Below are 17,943 nucleotides of genomic sequence, written 5' to 3' on the forward strand. Positions count from 1 at the left end.
GGTGAATCAGCGCCAGCTGACCAACTGTTCAAGATGTTTGGTTTCACTACTGAAAACGTAGTAAACACAGCAAAAGAGTTGCTAGCGTAATCAACGCACTCTTCGAAGTGGAAGCCCTGCTCATTTGAGCAGGGCTTTTTTATTCTGGTGAGGAATCGAGATTTACTTCGGTCGTATATTTGACCGTTTTGGTCGACACTGAAGTATGAAATTTGCGAATATTCCTGTCTTGGTGGAGAACACGCTCGATAAATTGCTCGTAAGCCTGAATATCGCGCACCGAGACAATTAACATAAAATCGTATCCACCCGTGATTTGATAACACTGAGTCACTTCCGGAGCCCTTTCTATTGACTGCCTGAACTGACTGTAGATATCCCCCCTATCTCGTTCCATCTCTATCGAGACAATCAAGGTCAATTTATTTCCTGCTAGGCTGGGATTCACAATCGAAACATCGCGAACAATAACCTTGCCCTCTCTTAAGCGTTTTACTCGTTTTAAGCACGCTGGTGGAGAGAGACCCACTTCTTCCGCTAGGTCAACATTAGCGATGCGATTATTCGTTTGCAATACCGCTAGAATCTTTCGGTCAAGACGATCAATTTCCATATATTTCTTAAATTCCACACTCTACGAAATATAGTTATCAAATGGGCATAATTAAGAAATTATGCCTCGATTATTTCGCATTTAGTTTACTCATATTTCTTAACATTCACATAATATTTTGACCATATCGACCGATTTCAAGGATTTACAGTATGCGCAAGCTACAGCAGTTCTTCTCAGAGCTCGCCAAGGAAGTATTCGACGTAACATGGACACTCTATAAAGTAATGGTGCCGATCATTATCATCATCAAAATCATCGAAGAGTTCGGTGGCGTTACACTTCTGAGTCAGTGGTTAAGTCCACTCATGAGTGTTGTTGGTCTGCCTGATGAAATGGGATTAGTTTGGGCAACGACAATTCTGACCAATATTTACGCCGGGCTATTGGTGTTTATGAATACCAATGCCGAACTCAGTGTCGCTCAAGTTTCTGTCCTTGGTTCACTTATGCTTATTGCCCACTCCCTACCTATCGAGGCGGCTATTGCCAAGAAAGCCGGTGTCAGCATATTGATGACACTCGCCGTGCGCTTAGGAGGCGGATTGCTATTCGCAATAATACTTCACCAGATTTATCAAGTTGGCGGTCTGTTCACTGACACAGCACAACTGGTTTGGTCACCTGAACCGACAGCAAAGCAAAGTTATCTTGAATGGGCGTGGTCACAAGCCGAGAATCTGGTGGTCATATTCATTATCATTTCAGCCTTATTATTAACTCTTAAAATCCTGAAATTGCTTGGGATAGAACGGTTGATGGCGGTTATTCTCCGACCTGTGCTCAAAGTCCTTGGAATTAGCCAAGCAGCAACCAATATGACCATTGTTGGCGTAACTTTGGGTCTTTCATTTGGCGGTGGACTGCTCATCAATGAGGCTAAACAGGGTCACATCCCAGCAAAAGATGTCTTCACTGCCATCATGTTACTTAATCTGGTTCACAGCATGATCGAAGATACATTACTCATACTGCTGATTGGTGCCGACTTCATGTCTATATTTTGGGGGCGATTGATATTCGGCCTAACCATCGTCGCGATTCTATCTTTACTCGTCGGTAGGATAAGTAACACCAAGTATCAACACCTGCTGTTTCGAAGTGTCAAACCCTAAACAAAAAAGCCCCGTTATACGGGGCTACTGTTATTTCTCTTCAAATCGTTTGGCTAGTTGATAGAACTCACTGACCTGTCCTTTTAGCTGAATTGCGTTTTCCTTGACGGAATGCGTTGCTGCTAGGTTCTGCTCTGCGGTAGAAGCAATCGACTGAATGTGCATATTAACATCCGTGGATAGCTGGCGCTGCTGGCCTGCTGAATCTTCTACAGCCTGCATCAGTTCATTCATCGCTTTCATTAGCGACTCAACTTCGGACAAACGCAGAGAACTCTCCTTAGCTACTTCGCTACAAGCATTGGTTTGTTCTTGGTTAGCAATGATATCTTTCTGCCACTCTTCGATCGTATTGAGCATCGTTTCAATGCTATCTTTGATTTGTACCGTTGCTTTTGATGTTCTACCCGATAAAGCACGAACCTCATCAGCCACCACAGCAAAGCCACGACCTTGCTCTCCTGCCCTAGCGGCTTCGATAGCGGCGTTGAGTGCTAGTAAGTTTGTTTGCTCCGCAATACCACCAATTTCTTCCATCATCTGGCTTACTTTTTGTGCTTGTTCACTCAATTGGTAAGTGGTACTTGTCGCCTTTTCTGCCTGAATATTAAGGCTCTCAAGATTACTGTGCGTTTGTCGAATGCTCTGCTGTGCGTCAGCACAGGTATTTAAGGTGACATCAACTATCTGGTGTGCTTCCTGAGCCTTCGAAGAGACATCATTGGCCGAGCCCTCGACCTCTTCAGTAGCTTGACGTACTTGGAGGATATCTTTCGTTTGCTGCTCCAGCGCATCAGTCAGTTGGTAAGAGGTCGCACTAAGATTATCTGACAGCTCTTGCAATGGTTTCGCTGAATCCTTCATTCGGCCTAACACAGTGCGGATTCGCGCCGACATCAGTTTTAAATGGAAATCAGCGACAGAAAACTTATCGCCGCCAGAGAATACCAGTCGGCTGATACTGTCATATTCACTCTGGAGCTTTTTAAGCTTTGCTGGTGTATCAATCAGCTCTTGGCGGAACAGTAAACCAAGCACTGAGATAGGAAGCAGACTCGCGATTAAACCGGCGTGACTGCCCAACTCAGTTAAATGAGTAACAAGTGGAGCGGACACCGCGCCAAGCAATACTGCATAACGTAACGTATCACCCAATTGTAGAGACCAACGTCGACCTGACTTTTCTGCTTTGAGTAGTGCGCGATAGGCTTTGTCGGCAATCTTTACCCATTCGGCTTTTGGTCTAACTCGAACGGACTGATAGCCAACAATCTGATTCTCTTCGTAGATAGGTGTCACATAGGCGTCTACCCAATAGTAGCCATTAGACTTAGTTCGATTCTTTACAATCCCACGCCAAGCCTTGCCTTGTTTAAGGTTGCTCCACATGTCCGCAAAGGCGGCCTTTGGCATATCACTGTGGCGAACGATATTGTGGTTCTGGCCTAACAACTCATCAACCGTGAACTCAGCAACCTGCGCAAAAGCTTCATTACTATAGGTAATGACTCCTTTTAAATCGGTTGTGGACACCAATTGTTGATCTTTTTCCAATACAGTTTCACGTTCTAAAGAAGACTGACCTGACATTTATACTACTTTCGAATTAATAATTTGCTGCCGAATATAAACAACTATTTATTTTATGACAAAATATTAATGGAAATGTTTTGGGATTTTTTGACCTAATTCACTTCCCATATCCATACGAACCCCCCTACAGACAATTCTGAGGATTCACGCTATAAGCCCGGTGCAGTTAAGCACCCCATGTATTGAGTCAGGTGAGTGCAATCGATAAACAAAAACAATTTGCTGGTGAGCGTTCCGTATCGTTCTACAATTAATACAAAAGTATGATTAAATGTTCATTCAGTCACTAAAAGGTGTGATCATATTGATCCAACAATTCACTCAGTCTTTAAAGCATCTCAGCTTACGGTACCTAACGATTCTAGGCTCCACGATAACTGTCGTTGTTTTTCTGATCTTGTATTTCTCATTCAAGATTTTTTGGAAACATGAGCTAGATATCCAGCACTCGTTAAACAGACAAATGTTTGAAGTGGAACGTGTCGAGACAGTACTGCAAATGGAAGAGTTAGAGCTCAGAGCGTCACTCGAAGATTATGCGGCTTGGACGACGATGGCGGAGTTTGTGCAAACGCCGTCACAAGAGTTTATTAATGACAGCATTGGTCCCCATGCTTTTGTCTCTGCTCTAATCGATAGCGCGATTATTTTTTCTCCTGAAGGTGGAGTTGTTTGGAATGGTACCTTTGATGGTGAACATGTCACCGATCGTGCGCTAGTAGACCTCACAGACCCTACGATAGTGAATAATATTTTGTCAGTTGCCCATCAGGCATCTGAGCAAGAGATAGAATCGTTTGTCGAGTACGCTCGAATTGGTCAATCTGCAACGATGATCGCCTCATCACGAATTTGCTTGAGTGATGCCACTCAATGCAAACATGGTTACTTGGTTTTTATTCGCAAGATTCGAGATGAATTCGTCGCGCAACTTGAACTCGCAACGGGAGTTGGCATTCATATACTCAAAGGAGAACATCCCCCTGTAGTGAGGGAAAATACACACATCGTCATTCGAAACGATATATTGTCCAATGGCGCTATCCGTATAGAAGTGGAGCATAACGAGAAGCTTCCACCCTTTTTCTCTTGGCAAGGGGCGATCGCTTTGTCTTTATTTAGCTTGATTATGTTTGTGGTCAATCTGCAAGTTATGAATTTTTTTATCAGGCCTTTTACCAAAGCCCAACGTTATTTAAAGCAGTTCCAACATTCAGACGGCAGTCTGCCAAATGAAGACACCTTTATTTCTAAAGAAGCTCGCGATTTTGCGCGCCAACTGAACAGTGTCATTTCGGAGCTAGAAGAGAGTAGAGCTCTACTTAAAATGCAATCGACCATCGATTCCTTAACCGGCATAGCCAATCGCAGGCACCTTTACGATACCGCAAATACCTACATCGAGCTGGAACAGTATCATTACATTGCTGTTGTTATTGTCGATATCGACCACTTTAAGCTTTACAATGACACCTATGGTCATATCGAAGGCGATCGCGCCCTAGTCGAAGTGGCTCAGTGTCTGAGCGCGGTCGAAACACCCTATCAACATCTTGTTGCCCGCTACGGTGGCGAAGAGTTTTGCATCATCATGGCAAATGACATGCCCATCGATCTTGAGCCCTATGTAAGTCAGTTAATTACTTCGGTTAACGCACTAAACATACCGCACCATACCTCGGCAACGGCAGAGTTCATCACCATCAGTGCTGGTGCGACAACCGCCCATGTTGATCATTACGATGAACTATCAGCGATGATACAAGCCGCAGATCGCGCCTTGTACCGGGTCAAGGAAACGGGACGAAACCATTATAGAATCGAGCCTAAACATGACTCATCTCCCGTTTAGCGCTTTACTATGGGCAATTTCTCCTTACAATTGTCGCAAGTTTGAATTTCAAGGTTAATCCTATGTCTATCCAATGGTTTCCTGGGCACATGCACAAAGCCCGTAAAGAGATCGAAGAAGCAATTCCTCAAGTTGACGTCATCATCGAAGTGTTGGACGCTCGCATCCCTTTTAGTAGCGAGAACCCGATGATTTCCGAGCTCCGTGGCGACAAGCCTGTCGTTAAGGTTCTCAACAAACGTGACTTGGCAGATCCTGAGTTAACTCAGTTGTGGATTGACCATTTTGAGAAAGAAAACAACGTTAAGGCGATGGCCATTACCACCAGCAACATTCAAGAAGTTACAAAGATTCTTGAGCTATGTCGTAAGCTCGCACCTCATAGAGAAGAGATTGGCAAAAACATTCGCACCATGATCATGGGCATTCCGAATGTGGGTAAGTCAACCATCATTAACACGCTTGCGGGGCGTGCTGTTGCCGTTACAGGCAACCAACCTGCAGTGACCCGACGCCAACAAAGGATCAATCTGCAAAACGGCATCGTTCTCTCTGATACTCCGGGAATTCTATGGCCAAAAGTTGAGAATCCACATAGCGGTTTCCGCCTTGCCGCCACCGGCGCAGTTAAGGATACGGCGATGGAATATGATGAAGTTGCCTTCTACACGGTGGAATACTTAGCTAAGGCCTACCCTGAACGTCTTAAAGAACGCTACCAAATCGAAGAACTTCCTGACAGTGACATTGAACTGATGGAAGAGATCGGTCGCCGCCGAGGTGCATTACGCGCTGGCGGGCGAGTTGACCTACATAAATGTTCCGAAATCTTGCTTCACGAACTGCGTAACGGCACGCTAGGGCAAATCACCCTAGAATTGCCTGAGATGATTACGCAAGAGCTTATCGAGGTTGAAATCGAAGCGGCACAAAAAGCAGAAATGAAAGCGAAGAAGAAAGAAGAACGTCGCAAACGATATCTGAAAAACAAGCGCTAAGCGATTGTTATAGGGCAGCTTCTCCGCTGCCCTTTTTGTACTCCACTACACGAGATTTCTGTTATATTATAACAAAAACCACACAGGAACATGATTGATGAAAATTCCTACCAACATCATTACAGGCTTTCTAGGCACTGGTAAAACAACGGCGATTCTTTCCCTTCTTAAAGAAAAGCCACAAAACGAGCAGTGGGCCGTTTTGGTCAACGAGTTTGGTGAAATAGGTATTGATGGCGCCATGATGACAGACCAAGGTGCGTTAATAAAAGAAGTTCCTGGTGGATGTATGTGCTGTGCTGCTGGGGTACCAATGTCTGTCGCGATAACCGCCCTACTGCGCACCAAACCCGATCGTTTGATTGTCGAGCCTACGGGTTTAGGCCATGCTCACAAGGTGCTGGCAACGTTAACATCTGCTCAATTCGCTGATTATATCGATCTGCGTGCAACAATAGGCTTAGTAGACCCGCGCAACTTATCGAACCCCAAATATACCGAGAATAGCAACTTTACCGATCAACTGGCCATTTCGGACATTATCATTGGTAACAAAGTTGACCAGTGCCATGTGAGCGATATTGATACCTTTAATGACTGGGTCACCGATCAAAACCCACCTAAAATCTACAGTCAGCTAGTCAAACAAGGACACTTTCCTATTGAACTACTTGATAGTCAACGCCGTAACAATGCTCCATCTTCTGAGCTAGCGCAGCATCATCATGAACACGCAGAGCAAGAACCTCAATTTGCGTTGGCTCCCGATCAGCTCTACGTACGTAAGGAAAACAAAGGTCAGGGCTATTTCAGCTGTGGCTGGTTATTTGGCGCGGAAGTTATTTTTGATTTTGATTTACTGTTCTCGATGCTTTCTGATCTCACAGCGGAACGCGTGAAAGGAGTATTAAATACCACAAACGGTTGCTACGCATTCAACGTAAGTAATGGCGTTGTATCCGTTAATGAAATGTCACTACAAGGCTTTGAGAGCCGTATCGAGGTGATCGATAGCCAGCTACTCCCTTGGGACCAGCTAGAGTCCGTCTTAAAAAGAATTGCCAACCTTGAGCAGTAGAACTCCTTAAACGACAAAAGGCGCACCGTAAGTGCGCCCTATCCCTCGTTACTCAATCGTGAGTTTGCGAATCAGGAAGTCATAAGTTGCGACCTGATCAATGACGAGGCTTTCAAATATTTCGTTGAATCCATCCAAATTGTAGGTAAGGCGACAATTTCCTCCATGCGGGTCGGTTCAGATTGCCTTACACTTAAACTATGGTTCAAATCCCCAGTTTTGCAAGCTTCAGCAAGGCATTTATGCGTCACTATTGTGAACTCGCTCCAGTATTTATTCACTTTCCATCCGTTCGCTTGTTCTCTTTTTATCAATTATGAAAATCAATATTTCAATCTTGTCGCTATAGTTAGTCTAAGACAGGCGTATAATTCGCGCTATACCCCATCTATCCTCAATTTACGGAGCCCTCACGTCCATGACCAAAAGAGAAAAATTGAAGCATTCCTTCCTTGCAAAAGTTCCTAAGGATGCAATTAATCAATTTCTCTCCAAGGACAAGACTCCGATTTCCGTGTTGTTTCTTTCACTCCTAGTCGGAGTGCTAGCTGGGCTGGTTGGCACCTATTTCGAAATCGCAGTTCACTTCGTATCAGAAACCCGTACAGAGTGGCTAAAAAGCGAGATTGGCAGTCTACTTCCATTGTGGTTAGCGGCATTTATCATTAGCGCGTCGCTCGCTTTCATCGGCTATTTTCTAGTCCATCGATTCGCTCCAGAGGCCGCCGGTTCTGGTATCCCTGAAATCGAAGGCGCGATGGACGGAATTCGCCCTGTGCGCTGGTGGCGAGTGATCCCTGTAAAGTTCTTTGGTGGCATGGGAGCATTAGGCTCAGGTATGGTGCTGGGACGCGAAGGCCCAACAGTGCAAATGGGTGGAGCGATCGGTCGCATGGTGACCGACATTTTTAAAGTCGACAATGACGACACCAAACACTCTTTGCTGGCATCAGGTGCTGCCGGCGGCCTCGCGGCTGCATTTAACGCGCCTCTCGCAGGGATTATGTTCGTTGTTGAGGAGATGCGTCCGCAGTTTCGTTACTCGCTAATCTCTATTCGAGCGGTGATTATTTCCGCTATTTCCGCCAACATTGTGTTTCGCTATATCAATGGCCAAGATGCTGTCATCACCATGCCCCAATATCAAGCACCGGATCTCGCGACGTTGTGGCTCTTTCTCCTCCTTGGTGCCCTGTTTGGCATGTTTGGGGTTGTGTTTAACCAACTGGTGACTTTGTCACAAGATCTGTTCGTCAAACTGCATAAAAACGACCGTAAACGTTACTTGATCACAGGCTCACTTATTGGCGGTTGCTTTGGCATTATGCTGCTCTACTTCCCTGAAGTAACAGGTGGCGGTATTAGCCTTATTCCCAATATTACTAATGGCGGGTACAGCGCGTCGATACTATTGCTGATGTTCGTCGCACGTATCGCCACAACCATGATCTGTTTTGGTTCAGGAGCGCCAGGTGGTATTTTTGCGCCAATGCTGGCACTTGGGACGCTGTTTGGATACGCCTTCGGTCTCATCGCACAAGGACTCTTTCCAGATCTACCTATTACACCAGGTATGTTTGCCATCGCGGGGATGGGAGCACTATTTGCTGCGACGGTTCGGGCTCCTATCACCGGTATTTTGTTGGTGATAGAGATGACCAACAACTACTACCTAATCCTGCCATTAATCATCACCAGCTTGGGGGCGGTAATTTTTGCTCAGATGCTAGGTGGACAACCGATCTACAGCCAGTTGCTGCATCGAACTCTTAAAAATGAGAAGTTAAGACAGAAAGATCTACCGACAAATGCGCAATGAGATTTGCCTCGCAACCGTTTGGCTTGCTATTATCGCCGCAGATTAAAGCAAGGCAAAGGAGTGTCTCAGTCAAAAGATAGCTTTGCTTATCACGCCGATTTAGCAGCATATAGGATGAATCTTTTTGAACTGGCGACGTTTTACTCAATTCCAGAGTGTCCCTCCGTCTCAAGCCGCTTTGGCTCTAGGCATGATCGGGCTTGGTCATGCTTGGGCACTCTACATTCCAGAAATTGGTGAGCTAATACGCCCTTACCTTGCAGGTTTTGGGGCACTATTGCTTTTTCCGGTTTTGGTTAAATATCTCACCAGTTACTCCACTTTTATTAATGACATTCGTCACCCGTTGAGCGGCAGTCTGATGGCTCCAATGAGCATGGCACTGTTGATTTTGTGTGATTATCTCGCTCTAATTTCGCCGGTGATCGCTTACCCAATTTGGTTTGTAGCCCTTCTATTACATCTGACAATGATGACCTTGTTCTTCACTTTTCAGTTGTTGAACTTCAAGATGTCTAACATCGTACCAAGCTGGTTTCTCTATCCAGTTGGCCTGATCAGTAGTTCGTTAGCAGGCACTAGATTTGGTCACAACGTTTTTTCTGAATCACTGGTTATGGTTTGCATCGGCATTTACTTCTTTATGCTGCCGTTGGTTCTCTATCGTCTCGTTTTTGAAGGAATGTTACCTAAGCGTGCCAAGCCAACACTCGCCATAATGGCAGCCCCCATCAACCTCACGTTAGCGTCTTACCTAGTTAACTTTCCTCATCCAGATCCGATTTTGACAGGCGCACTGGCGGGAATCGCTATCACTATGACGCTACTGATTTATCTCTGTTACATACGCTTGATGCGTCTCAAGTTTCAGCCTTCCATCGCTGCAGTCACCTTCCCTTCCGTCATTAGTGCGATAGCTATGCACCGTCTCACCTCTTTCTTTGGTGAAAACTATCCCCACTGGTACTGGTTGCATCGATTTGGTCTATTTGAACTTTCCGTCGCTACTGGTTTGGTTGTCTGGGTAACGGTTGGTTATTTCAAAATGTATTGGCCGGAAATTTTGACCGACAATAAATAGATTTTTCAAAATAGCACACAATGGACGGTATTATTTTATCGTCCTAAGACGGCTAAAGCCTATATAGGAAGAGCAGCTATAAATATAGGCAATATTTATCTCTGTAGCCAACACTACAAATATTAAATACCGCACTCGCATAACTTCATCATTTGATACATATATCCTTTGTCAGCTGGCGTTGTCTCGTAATAAAAAGGATATTCAAAAATGAATACATTACACAACCAATCGACCTTGCCACAATTTATTCACGACAAGCTTAATCACCATATTGAAGATCTTATCAATCAAAATGAAAATTCTCGGCATCTTGTTCTCGGTTTAACACCTAAACAAGATGATATTGTTCTTCAGAGCAATGATTATCTTGACCTTGCTAATCATGATCAGATTGTTAAGCAGCATATTAATGCGATAGCGAGTTGCCAAACCAGCCCTTTAATGTCTGGGATATTCCTACAGAGTGAAGAGCGTAAACCGAGTCTTGAGCATCAGTTAGCGAACTTCACTGGGTTTCAATCGTGTTTACTTTCTCAATCTGGTTGGGAAGCGAACATCGCTCTACTGCAAACAATTTGTCACCAACACACGAAGGTTTACATCGACTTTTTTGCGCATATGTCATTATGGGAGGGCGCAAGAATCGCTGGGTGCGATGTCCACCCATTTATGCACAACAATGTCCGTCATCTTGAAAAACTCATCAAACGACATGGTGCAGGTGTTGTTGTAATTGATTCGATATACAGCACTATCGGTACCATTGCCCCGATCAGCGATATGATATCCATCGCTAAAGAATATGGCTGTGCGATTGTTGTCGATGAGTCTCACTCGCTTGGTCTTTTTGGCGCGCAAGGAGCAGGTCTACTTCACCAACTTGGCCTGACTCATTTGGTTGATTTTATGACCGCAAGTCTCGCCAAAACATTCGCTTATCGTGCTGGTGCTATATGGTGTAATAACCAAGCCAATCAGTGTATCCCATTCGTTGCTTACCCTGCTATTTTTAGCTCTGCACTTTTACCCTACGAAGTTGAACGGCTTGATATGACCTTACAAGTTATAAAAGCGAGTGATCAACGACGTCATCGATTAGAGGAGATCAGTCATTATTTAAAACATGAACTGGTTAAAAAGAACATTACCATTCGTAGCCATTCTCAAATTATTTCACTGGAAACTGGTGACGAACGAAATACAGAAAAAGTGCGCAGTTTTTTAGAACATCATGGTCTATTTGGTGCCGTATTTTGTCGGCCGGCAACCGCAAGAAATAAAAACTTGATTAGATTCTCTCTGAACAGTTCTCTTAGCGAAAAGCAACTCGATAAAATTATCTACGTATGCTCCAAAGCAGCCGAGCAATCAGACATGTATATTCTTTAATCTTCAGGCCCTTTATAGGGCCTGAATTAAATCCAATTAGCAATCTTATCGAGCAGTTTATCTGTTGCCGCAGGTTTAATAATGTAGTCATTCATACCTGCCTCGTGAATTTGAGCAATGACGCTTTCACTCGAATTACCGGTATGGGCCAATATCGGAATGGAAGCATAGCGCTGCTGCGAAGCGCGAATAGCACTGGTCGTTTCCAATCCATTCAATTGCGGCATTTCGAGATCCATGATGATTAAATCGACATCTTTTTGCTGGAGTTCATCAAGTACCTGCTGACCATTACTCGCTTGGAGAACAGTGAAGCCCTGCTGCTCAAGTAATACCGATGTATAAAATCGTAGCGATTGGTTGTCATCGGCGACAACAATGGTTTTGCCAGAATCAAACGATTTGCGTGGCAAAACGTTTCTGTTCGGCTCTATGTCCTCGAAAAATAGCTCATCAATAATGTTACTGGCACTAAGCATCATGCTATGTTTTTCAACTGGATAAACGACTAAGTGACGCTCTATATCATTGTGATACTGACTATTTTGATCATATAAGAAGACTATCCTGCCTTCTGTAAAATGCAGCTTACTCTCCAACTCTGCCAAAGAGAGTGGCTTATCAACGGCACTGTCTAAGTCGACTAGGATCAAATCGAATTCGAACTCGTACTCTTCTTTTTTACTCGCTGCATCTAAATCTAGTATTTTAAGCCGGAAATCTTTGTAGAACGCCACTTCGTTTATTTGTCGCATCAAGGCATTTTGCTGACCAATATATAACACCGATTTTGACTTCATCAGATCTTGTTTGATTTGCTTAACTTCAGAGGAATCATACTTAGGGAACATCAAGGTGAATTCAGTCCACTCTCCGAGTTTAGAACGGCATGACACATTGCCACCAAGCGCTTTCATCACTTTTCGGCAAAATGGTAGGCCTAATCCATAGCTGCCTGTTTTCCCAAAGGTATAGAAGTCGTTGAAAATATGGTCAATAACTTGGGGGGCGATGCCCACTCCGTTATCGGTAAAGGTCAGCTCGTTGTGCCATTCATAACTTCTAAGTTCGATAACGATTTCAAACTGGTTGTTGTTTTGGTAATAGAACGCGTTTTTCAACAAGTTGTACAATGCGTATTTTATTAATGCATCACTACCAAAAAATTCAAAATCGATGCCTTCAGCTAACACTACCGCTTTCTTATCTTTCAGGCTCTTGTAGGCAAAGCTGTCTAAGGCATTTTCAGTGATTGATCTTATCGAGTGCTTTTTAAATGTCGTGCGTGAAACGCGATTCTCATCAATCGAGGTAAGCAATAAGTCGATGGTCTCATTCCCGGTTCTAATCACTTCATCGGCGTCGCTAATCACATCGCGTGCTAGCGACAACTCCTGTGAAGACAACTTGTAGCCTGATTGGCGGCTTGTGCTCTCATCAGGCAGCAGAGAATTGAGTACATCGAGAGACGCTTTCAGTGCACTAAGCGGATTACGCATCTCATGAGCCATTCCTGCACCGAAGGACTTCGCAAGTGACACTTTACTTTCATGTTCCACCTGATTCCTGAAATAAAACAGGTTTCCGAACACATAGGTAAAAAGGAATATCGGCATATATGCCCATACGACTTCTTGCTGTACATATTCGGTATCTAAGCCGTAGGCGGTGAGATAGGCAAATACGATAGCAACTGTCGCCTGTATCAGCATCAAGCTCGTCTGGTGAACAAGTAGCACGTGAAGGAATATAGATGCCATGAATGACATTGCCCAAATTGTCGACCAATGATTCATGAACATCATGTAGCTAAAAAAGTAGGGTAAACAGATACCTATCGCAAAAAAATAGTAATACGGTAGGTAGCGTTCAAGGTGCTTAGGTACATAGTTGCGTAGCGCTAAAACGGCAAACAATGCGGAACACGCCAATCGCATTGACAATGATTCGTACGGCTGTGGGAACAGATAGCTCCACACATAGTAGTATGTCGGAAACCCAAGCAAGCCCATCCAACCAACTAACGTTAGATTGGGTTCTGCATATTGGTAAACTTTACGAACTGATTCCGATATCGAGACCATTGTTAACCCTAACGTCACCTAACCACACAATAAGACAAAGGTTTATTATTGTTCTGCCTAACTAATTCTTAGCACACATAACGACAGCTAACCAATTAGCGCCGCAAGAGATCTGGCGTTATGTGACCACGAGTTTGATTGTGCTGCCGACACGACTTGCGTGCACATCAATTCTTTGCGCTATCTGCTCTTTTAACTCACTGACGTGAGAGATTAGACCTATCATTCGCCCTGCTTGCTGCAAATCAACTAGGGTCTGAATAGCCAGATCCAATGACTCTGGATCTAGGCTGCCAAAACCTTCATCGATAAACAACGTGTCAAGACGAATACCGCCACTGTATGACTGGACGACGTCTGATAGCCCAAGAGCCAAAGCCAACGCCGCCATAAAAGATTCACCACCAGATAAAGTCGCCACATCACGGCTTTTTCCGGTATAGCCATCCTCTACACTCAAATCGAGTCCTCGCCCTGCCGAACCTTTAAAGCCATCCATCTTTCGCACTAGGTGGTAACGACCTTTACTCATGATGCTTAATCGTTGTGATGCTTGAATCAACACATCATCAAGCAATACACCTAGCACAAAGCGATGTAAGCTTACTCGGCTTCCTGTTTTACCGCTGGCGACATCGTAAAGTGTTCCGTAGACTCGGTATTCGGCTTCCAGTTGTCTATTTTTTTCATGCAGAATCGCAATGTCTTGCTGTACTTTTTCGACCCTTTGAAACAAAGAACGGACGGCGTCTAACGCTGCTCTCACCTGCTGATACTCTTGCTCAACCTGCGATAATTGAGACTTTTTGCTATCTAAATCAGGCTTCTCATAATTGGTCAGATGTTGTTCTAAGTCAGCCACGGTTTGTTGCAACTTAACCGTTGTTTCTTGATACTCATTCGCCGTCTTTTGCCACAATACGATTTGAGATTCTTCTGCTCGACTTTGCAAAAAGATTTGCTCGGACTCGAAGCCTGATCGCTCTAGCTCCGTATTCCATATCTGTTCAAACTGATCGCGTTTTTGCTGCGCTTCATTACATAGCTGGTTATTGGTTTCCAGTTGGCTTTGTAGGTTTGTCACTTGTAAAGTGAGCTGTTCATTGGTCTGCTTGGCTTTTTCTAACGCCTGCTTAAGCTGTTCAATAGCCGCTTGATTGCTTGCATACTGCTGTTCCACTGCTGCAACAGAGGGGTAATTGGCATCAATCGCTGATGCAACTTTCTCAAGCTGCTGTTGTTGTACCTTGAGGGCTGATTCATTTGCCGCGATTTCCGCTTTGAGTTGGTTGATTTTCTCATCACCGTTGGCACAACGCTGATTGAGTTCAACCACATCCTGTTCCATCTTCGCTAAATCAATGGTCGATAACGCCTCGACCCTCTGCCTGATCTGAAGCAATTGCTCCTCTAACTGAACAACATCAACTGTTACATTGTCTTGTAGCTGACTCGCCGCTTCATTTAGCTGCCGTTTTTGCAGTTCTAGCGTATTGTTATGCTGGCTGTACGCATTATTGACAAGATTGAACTGCTCTAACGCATGGCGCTCTTGCTGTCGCGCACTCTGAACTTGTTCCTTGGTGACACTTTCGCTGCTTAATTTGGCGGGATCAGGATGCTGGCAACTACCACAGACTGGGCAAGGCTGATCCTGTTCCAGTTTCTGCGCAAGAATCGATGCCTGTGCATTGTGCCACCCTAACTCCAATTGATCGGCATAGTTCCGCTTTTCCTCAAAGGAAGTTTTTGCTGCCGCAAGTGATTGTTCGTGCTCACCTGACAAACCGATTAGACGATCAAGTTCAATCTTGATCGCGTGGTATTTCTTCAAATCTGTTAACAGATGCTGGTGGCTCAACATCTTGTTTTCTAGCGCTGCTTTCTCACTCATGTCCTGACGAGCCTGTTGCAAAGAGTTAGCGGCGATATCGGACTCTTTAACCAACTTATCTTTCAGTCCGAGGTACTGAATCTGCTTTCTTGCTAATTCGTCACGCGTTGCGACGAGTGAACTCACTTGCTGCTCTAGCAGTTGCTTTTCTGCAAGTTTTATCTTTGCTTGTTCAAGCTGAAATTGGGACTCATTCAGTTTGGCAATCTGATCGGCGTTTGTTTGTGCTTTCTCTAGCTCCATTTGGCTTTTGCTATGAGCCAATCGAGCCTCCTCTATCTGTCCATTTAACTTGGCAATACTGTTCGCGAAGTTGTCGATTTGTTTCTTAATGGACGCAAGATTTGAATATGGCACCTCAAGCTTAGTGGCAATATGCGCTGCGTGAAGCTTAGAGTTAATCTCTTCTATCTGATTGCTATTGGCACGGTGATTCGCCAGCGCGTTACGACTAACTTCCAGCTTGATGAATTGATCATGAATCGCCTGAGCCTGAAGGAGTTCACTTTTGACGTGGTTTAGCTTTTCATGCTCGCTATGTTCTAGCGCTTTCGCCGATTCTAGCTCAGCCCCCAAGGCTTGCTCACGTGCTGCCAGCTCTTGCTCGGTAGGGACTTCGGCTACCTGTAAAGCGCCGCGAATTTGGTTATCAAATTCATCTTTCGCTTTGCTAATAGCACTCGCCTTGTCTTTGAGGGCAAATTCAATCTTCTTATAGACATCTGTTTGAAACAGTTGCCCAAAGATCGCCTCACGATCTTTCGAACTGGCGAGCAGCAATTCACGAAACTTACCCTGAGGCAACACCATCACTTGGCGAAACTGAGTTTCATTTAGCCCGAGTAAGCTTGTTACTTCTGCTTTTACTTGTACCGTCTTACTGGTAATGAGTTGCTCACCATGGGTTATTTCATAAAGCGACGCAGTATGTTTTCGGGTTGTCGTTCCTTCTCCGCGCGCTTTCGGTGCTTCTTGCTCTGGCGAGCGAGTAACACGGTAATGGCGATCATTTAGTGTAAATTCCAACGTAATTTCCGTTGGCAATTCCTCTTTGGCTTGGTCACAACGCATCTGGATACCCTGACGCTCGTTACCCGTTGTTTCTCCATACAGAGCGAAACAGATAGCGTCGAGAATCGAAGTCTTACCCGATCCCGTAGGACCGTTGATAAGAAACAGAGGGTTACTTCCTAACTTAGTAAAATCGACAATTTCGCGCTCAGCAAAAGGCCCGAATGCTTGCATGGTCAGTTGAGTCGGTTTCATCGTGTACCCTTAGTGCTGGTTTAGCTGTTTGACGATATCTGTGATCGCTTGATCTTGCTCTGGTGTCAGTACGCTATCCTGAGCTTCAATAAAGAAATCTCGGAACATATCCACCTCACTTCGAGCCAGTTTGGCTGCGGCCATTTGCTGCTCAACACCGATCAACATCCCCGGTTTCTCTAAATGCAGCACGTTGGGATACACGGCTCTTAATTTTTCCATTGGATTGAGGATGGCATGCTTGTCCATTAAACGAACCAGCAGATAGTCGTTAAACTGTGGATCGGTTTTCGCGCCAGAGATGATGGCATCAAGTTCGCCTTCGATGATTCTCATTTGATGAGGCGCAACAAGATCAATATGGGTTGCTGACTTGAAACCATTGAGATCGAACTCCACCAATGTCATGCCTTTTTTCTGATGTTGCTCAGAGAAGCTGTACTTCATTAAAGAGCCAGAATAACGGATAAACTCTTCACCCTTGTACTGAGGCTGATGGAGATGGCCTAGTGCCACATAGTCAAAATCGACAAAATGCTGATGGCTGACTCGATCAGAGCCACCGATAGACAGTGGGCGTTCTGACTCAGACTCGATGGCACCATCAACAAAACAGTGACTGATTAGAATGTTCTTAGAACTTGGCTGAACGCACTGCTTAATCTGCTCACACAGTAATGCGTGTGCCTGATCGTAAGTCGATACCGCTTGGCCGAAATGGTGACGAACCTGTTCAGGATCACTGTAAGGCATGCCATAAAATGACACTCGACCAATGTCAGTCTCTAATTCAACAGGTTGCAACATATCCTGAAAGCTCGACAGAATGTGTAGACCAGAGCTTTTCATCTGTTCAGCACCAAAACCTAGTCGCTCTGCGCCATCATGGTTTCCCGAGATCATGATGATTGGAAGCTGCAATTCTCCACACACTTTTGTCACAAATTGATTGAGTACTTCGATGGCAGCCGTCGGTGGTACGGAACGATCGTAGATATCTCCCGCAATGACCAAGGCATCTACAGGATGTGTCTCGATATACTCAATAATTTGCTGAAGTACGACTTTTTGATCGTCTAAAAGTGAGACGTTGTGAAACTGGCGGCCAAGATGCCAATCAGAGGTGTGGAGGAATTTCATACAAGCCCAGCGTTGTTC

The 17,943-nt window shown here is 44.7% G+C and carries 12 protein-coding genes; 7 read left to right on the forward strand and 5 right to left on the reverse strand.

Annotated elements, in window-relative coordinates; all coding sequences use genetic code 11:
- Nucleotides 1-139: 139 nt before the first annotated feature.
- The gene (locus ACQEXP_RS17200) at nt 140-613 is read right to left on the reverse strand and encodes an Lrp/AsnC family transcriptional regulator (protein WP_426971058.1); all 474 of its coding nucleotides are present in this window, start codon (nt 611-613) and stop codon (nt 140-142) included.
- Nucleotides 614-765: 152 nt separating this feature from the next.
- Here ACQEXP_RS17200 and ACQEXP_RS17205 point away from each other — a divergent pair, with 152 nt between their 5' ends.
- Nucleotides 766-1,728 (forward strand): hypothetical protein, encoded by a 963-nt coding sequence (locus ACQEXP_RS17205; protein ID WP_426971059.1) that lies wholly within the window; start codon nt 766-768, stop codon nt 1,726-1,728.
- 30 nt (nt 1,729-1,758) lie between these two features.
- Here ACQEXP_RS17205 and ACQEXP_RS17210 read toward each other — a convergent pair whose 3' ends face one another.
- Nucleotides 1,759-3,318, reverse strand: a complete 1,560-nt coding sequence (locus tag ACQEXP_RS17210; RefSeq protein ID WP_426971060.1) for a methyl-accepting chemotaxis protein — start codon at nt 3,316-3,318, stop codon at nt 1,759-1,761.
- 466 nt (nt 3,319-3,784) lie between these two features.
- Between ACQEXP_RS17210 and ACQEXP_RS17215 the strand changes: the two genes are divergently transcribed.
- The 6 genes from ACQEXP_RS17215 (at nt 3,785) to cqsA (ending at nt 11,541) form a co-directional block, all read left to right on the forward strand.
- The gene (locus ACQEXP_RS17215) at nt 3,785-5,173 is read left to right on the forward strand and encodes a diguanylate cyclase domain-containing protein (RefSeq protein WP_426971061.1); all 1,389 of its coding nucleotides are present in this window, start codon (nt 3,785-3,787) and stop codon (nt 5,171-5,173) included.
- Between the two features lie 62 nt (nt 5,174-5,235).
- Nucleotides 5,236-6,171: a ribosome biogenesis GTPase YlqF gene (gene ylqF / locus ACQEXP_RS17220; protein ID WP_426971062.1), complete on the forward strand. Its 936-nt coding sequence runs from the start codon at nt 5,236-5,238 to the stop codon at nt 6,169-6,171.
- 97 nt (nt 6,172-6,268) lie between these two features.
- Nucleotides 6,269-7,249: a CobW family GTP-binding protein gene (locus ACQEXP_RS17225; protein ID WP_269375474.1), complete on the forward strand. Its 981-nt coding sequence runs from the start codon at nt 6,269-6,271 to the stop codon at nt 7,247-7,249.
- A gap of 418 nt (nt 7,250-7,667) precedes the next feature.
- Nucleotides 7,668-9,068 carry a H(+)/Cl(-) exchange transporter ClcA gene (clcA, locus tag ACQEXP_RS17230; protein WP_269375475.1) on the forward strand — a complete coding sequence of 467 codons (1,401 nt, stop codon included), beginning with the start codon at nt 7,668-7,670 and terminating at the stop codon, nt 9,066-9,068.
- A 124-nt stretch (nt 9,069-9,192) separates the two neighbouring features.
- Nucleotides 9,193-10,149: a TDT family transporter gene (locus ACQEXP_RS17235; RefSeq protein WP_426971063.1), complete on the forward strand. Its 957-nt coding sequence runs from the start codon at nt 9,193-9,195 to the stop codon at nt 10,147-10,149.
- 210 nt (nt 10,150-10,359) lie between these two features.
- Complete coding sequence (cqsA, locus tag ACQEXP_RS17240) at nt 10,360-11,541, forward strand: alpha-hydroxyketone-type quorum-sensing autoinducer synthase (RefSeq protein WP_426971064.1); 1,182 nt, start codon at nt 10,360-10,362, stop codon at nt 11,539-11,541.
- 26 nt (nt 11,542-11,567) lie between these two features.
- Here cqsA and ACQEXP_RS17245 read toward each other — a convergent pair whose 3' ends face one another.
- The 3 genes from ACQEXP_RS17245 to ACQEXP_RS17255 all read right to left on the reverse strand — a co-directional run bounded on the left by ACQEXP_RS17245 (nt 11,568) and on the right by ACQEXP_RS17255 (nt 17,925).
- Nucleotides 11,568-13,625 carry a hybrid sensor histidine kinase/response regulator gene (locus ACQEXP_RS17245; RefSeq protein ID WP_426971104.1) on the reverse strand — a complete coding sequence of 686 codons (2,058 nt, stop codon included), beginning with the start codon at nt 13,623-13,625 and terminating at the stop codon, nt 11,568-11,570.
- Between the two features lie 118 nt (nt 13,626-13,743).
- Nucleotides 13,744-16,785: an SbcC/MukB-like Walker B domain-containing protein gene (locus tag ACQEXP_RS17250; RefSeq protein WP_426971065.1), complete on the reverse strand. Its 3,042-nt coding sequence runs from the start codon at nt 16,783-16,785 to the stop codon at nt 13,744-13,746.
- Between the two features lie 9 nt (nt 16,786-16,794).
- The gene (locus ACQEXP_RS17255; protein WP_426971066.1) at nt 16,795-17,925 is read right to left on the reverse strand and encodes an exonuclease SbcCD subunit D; all 1,131 of its coding nucleotides are present in this window, start codon (nt 17,923-17,925) and stop codon (nt 16,795-16,797) included.
- Between the last annotated feature and the right edge of the window lie 18 nt (nt 17,926-17,943).

It is taken from the genome of Vibrio sp. TRT 1302 (assembly GCF_050113875.1).
GTDB lineage: Bacteria > Pseudomonadota > Gammaproteobacteria > Enterobacterales > Vibrionaceae > Vibrio.

Bases quoted from the DNA above. Each gene is read 5' to 3' on its own strand.
- ACQEXP_RS17215 (WP_426971061.1), top strand. From the start codon at position 3,785: ATGTTTGAAGTGGAACGTGTCGAGACAGTACTGCAAATGGAAGAGTTA.
- ACQEXP_RS17210 (WP_426971060.1), bottom strand. From the start codon at position 3,318: ATGTCAGGTCAGTCTTCTTTAGAACGTGAAACTGTATTGGAAAAAGAT.
- ylqF (WP_426971062.1), top strand. From the start codon at position 5,236: ATGTCTATCCAATGGTTTCCTGGGCACATGCACAAAGCCCGTAAAGAG.
- ACQEXP_RS17250 (WP_426971065.1), bottom strand. From the start codon at position 16,785: ATGAAACCGACTCAACTGACCATGCAAGCATTCGGGCCTTTTGCTGAG.
- ACQEXP_RS17255 (WP_426971066.1), bottom strand. From the start codon at position 17,925: ATGAAATTCCTCCACACCTCTGATTGGCATCTTGGCCGCCAGTTTCAC.
- ACQEXP_RS17245 (WP_426971104.1), bottom strand. From the start codon at position 13,625: ATGGTCTCGATATCGGAATCAGTTCGTAAAGTTTACCAATATGCAGAA.
- ACQEXP_RS17225 (WP_269375474.1), top strand. From the start codon at position 6,269: ATGAAAATTCCTACCAACATCATTACAGGCTTTCTAGGCACTGGTAAA.
- ACQEXP_RS17200 (WP_426971058.1), bottom strand. From the start codon at position 613: ATGGAAATTGATCGTCTTGACCGAAAGATTCTAGCGGTATTGCAAACG.
- clcA (WP_269375475.1), top strand. From the start codon at position 7,668: ATGACCAAAAGAGAAAAATTGAAGCATTCCTTCCTTGCAAAAGTTCCT.
- cqsA (WP_426971064.1), top strand. From the start codon at position 10,360: ATGAATACATTACACAACCAATCGACCTTGCCACAATTTATTCACGAC.
- ACQEXP_RS17205 (WP_426971059.1), top strand. From the start codon at position 766: ATGCGCAAGCTACAGCAGTTCTTCTCAGAGCTCGCCAAGGAAGTATTC.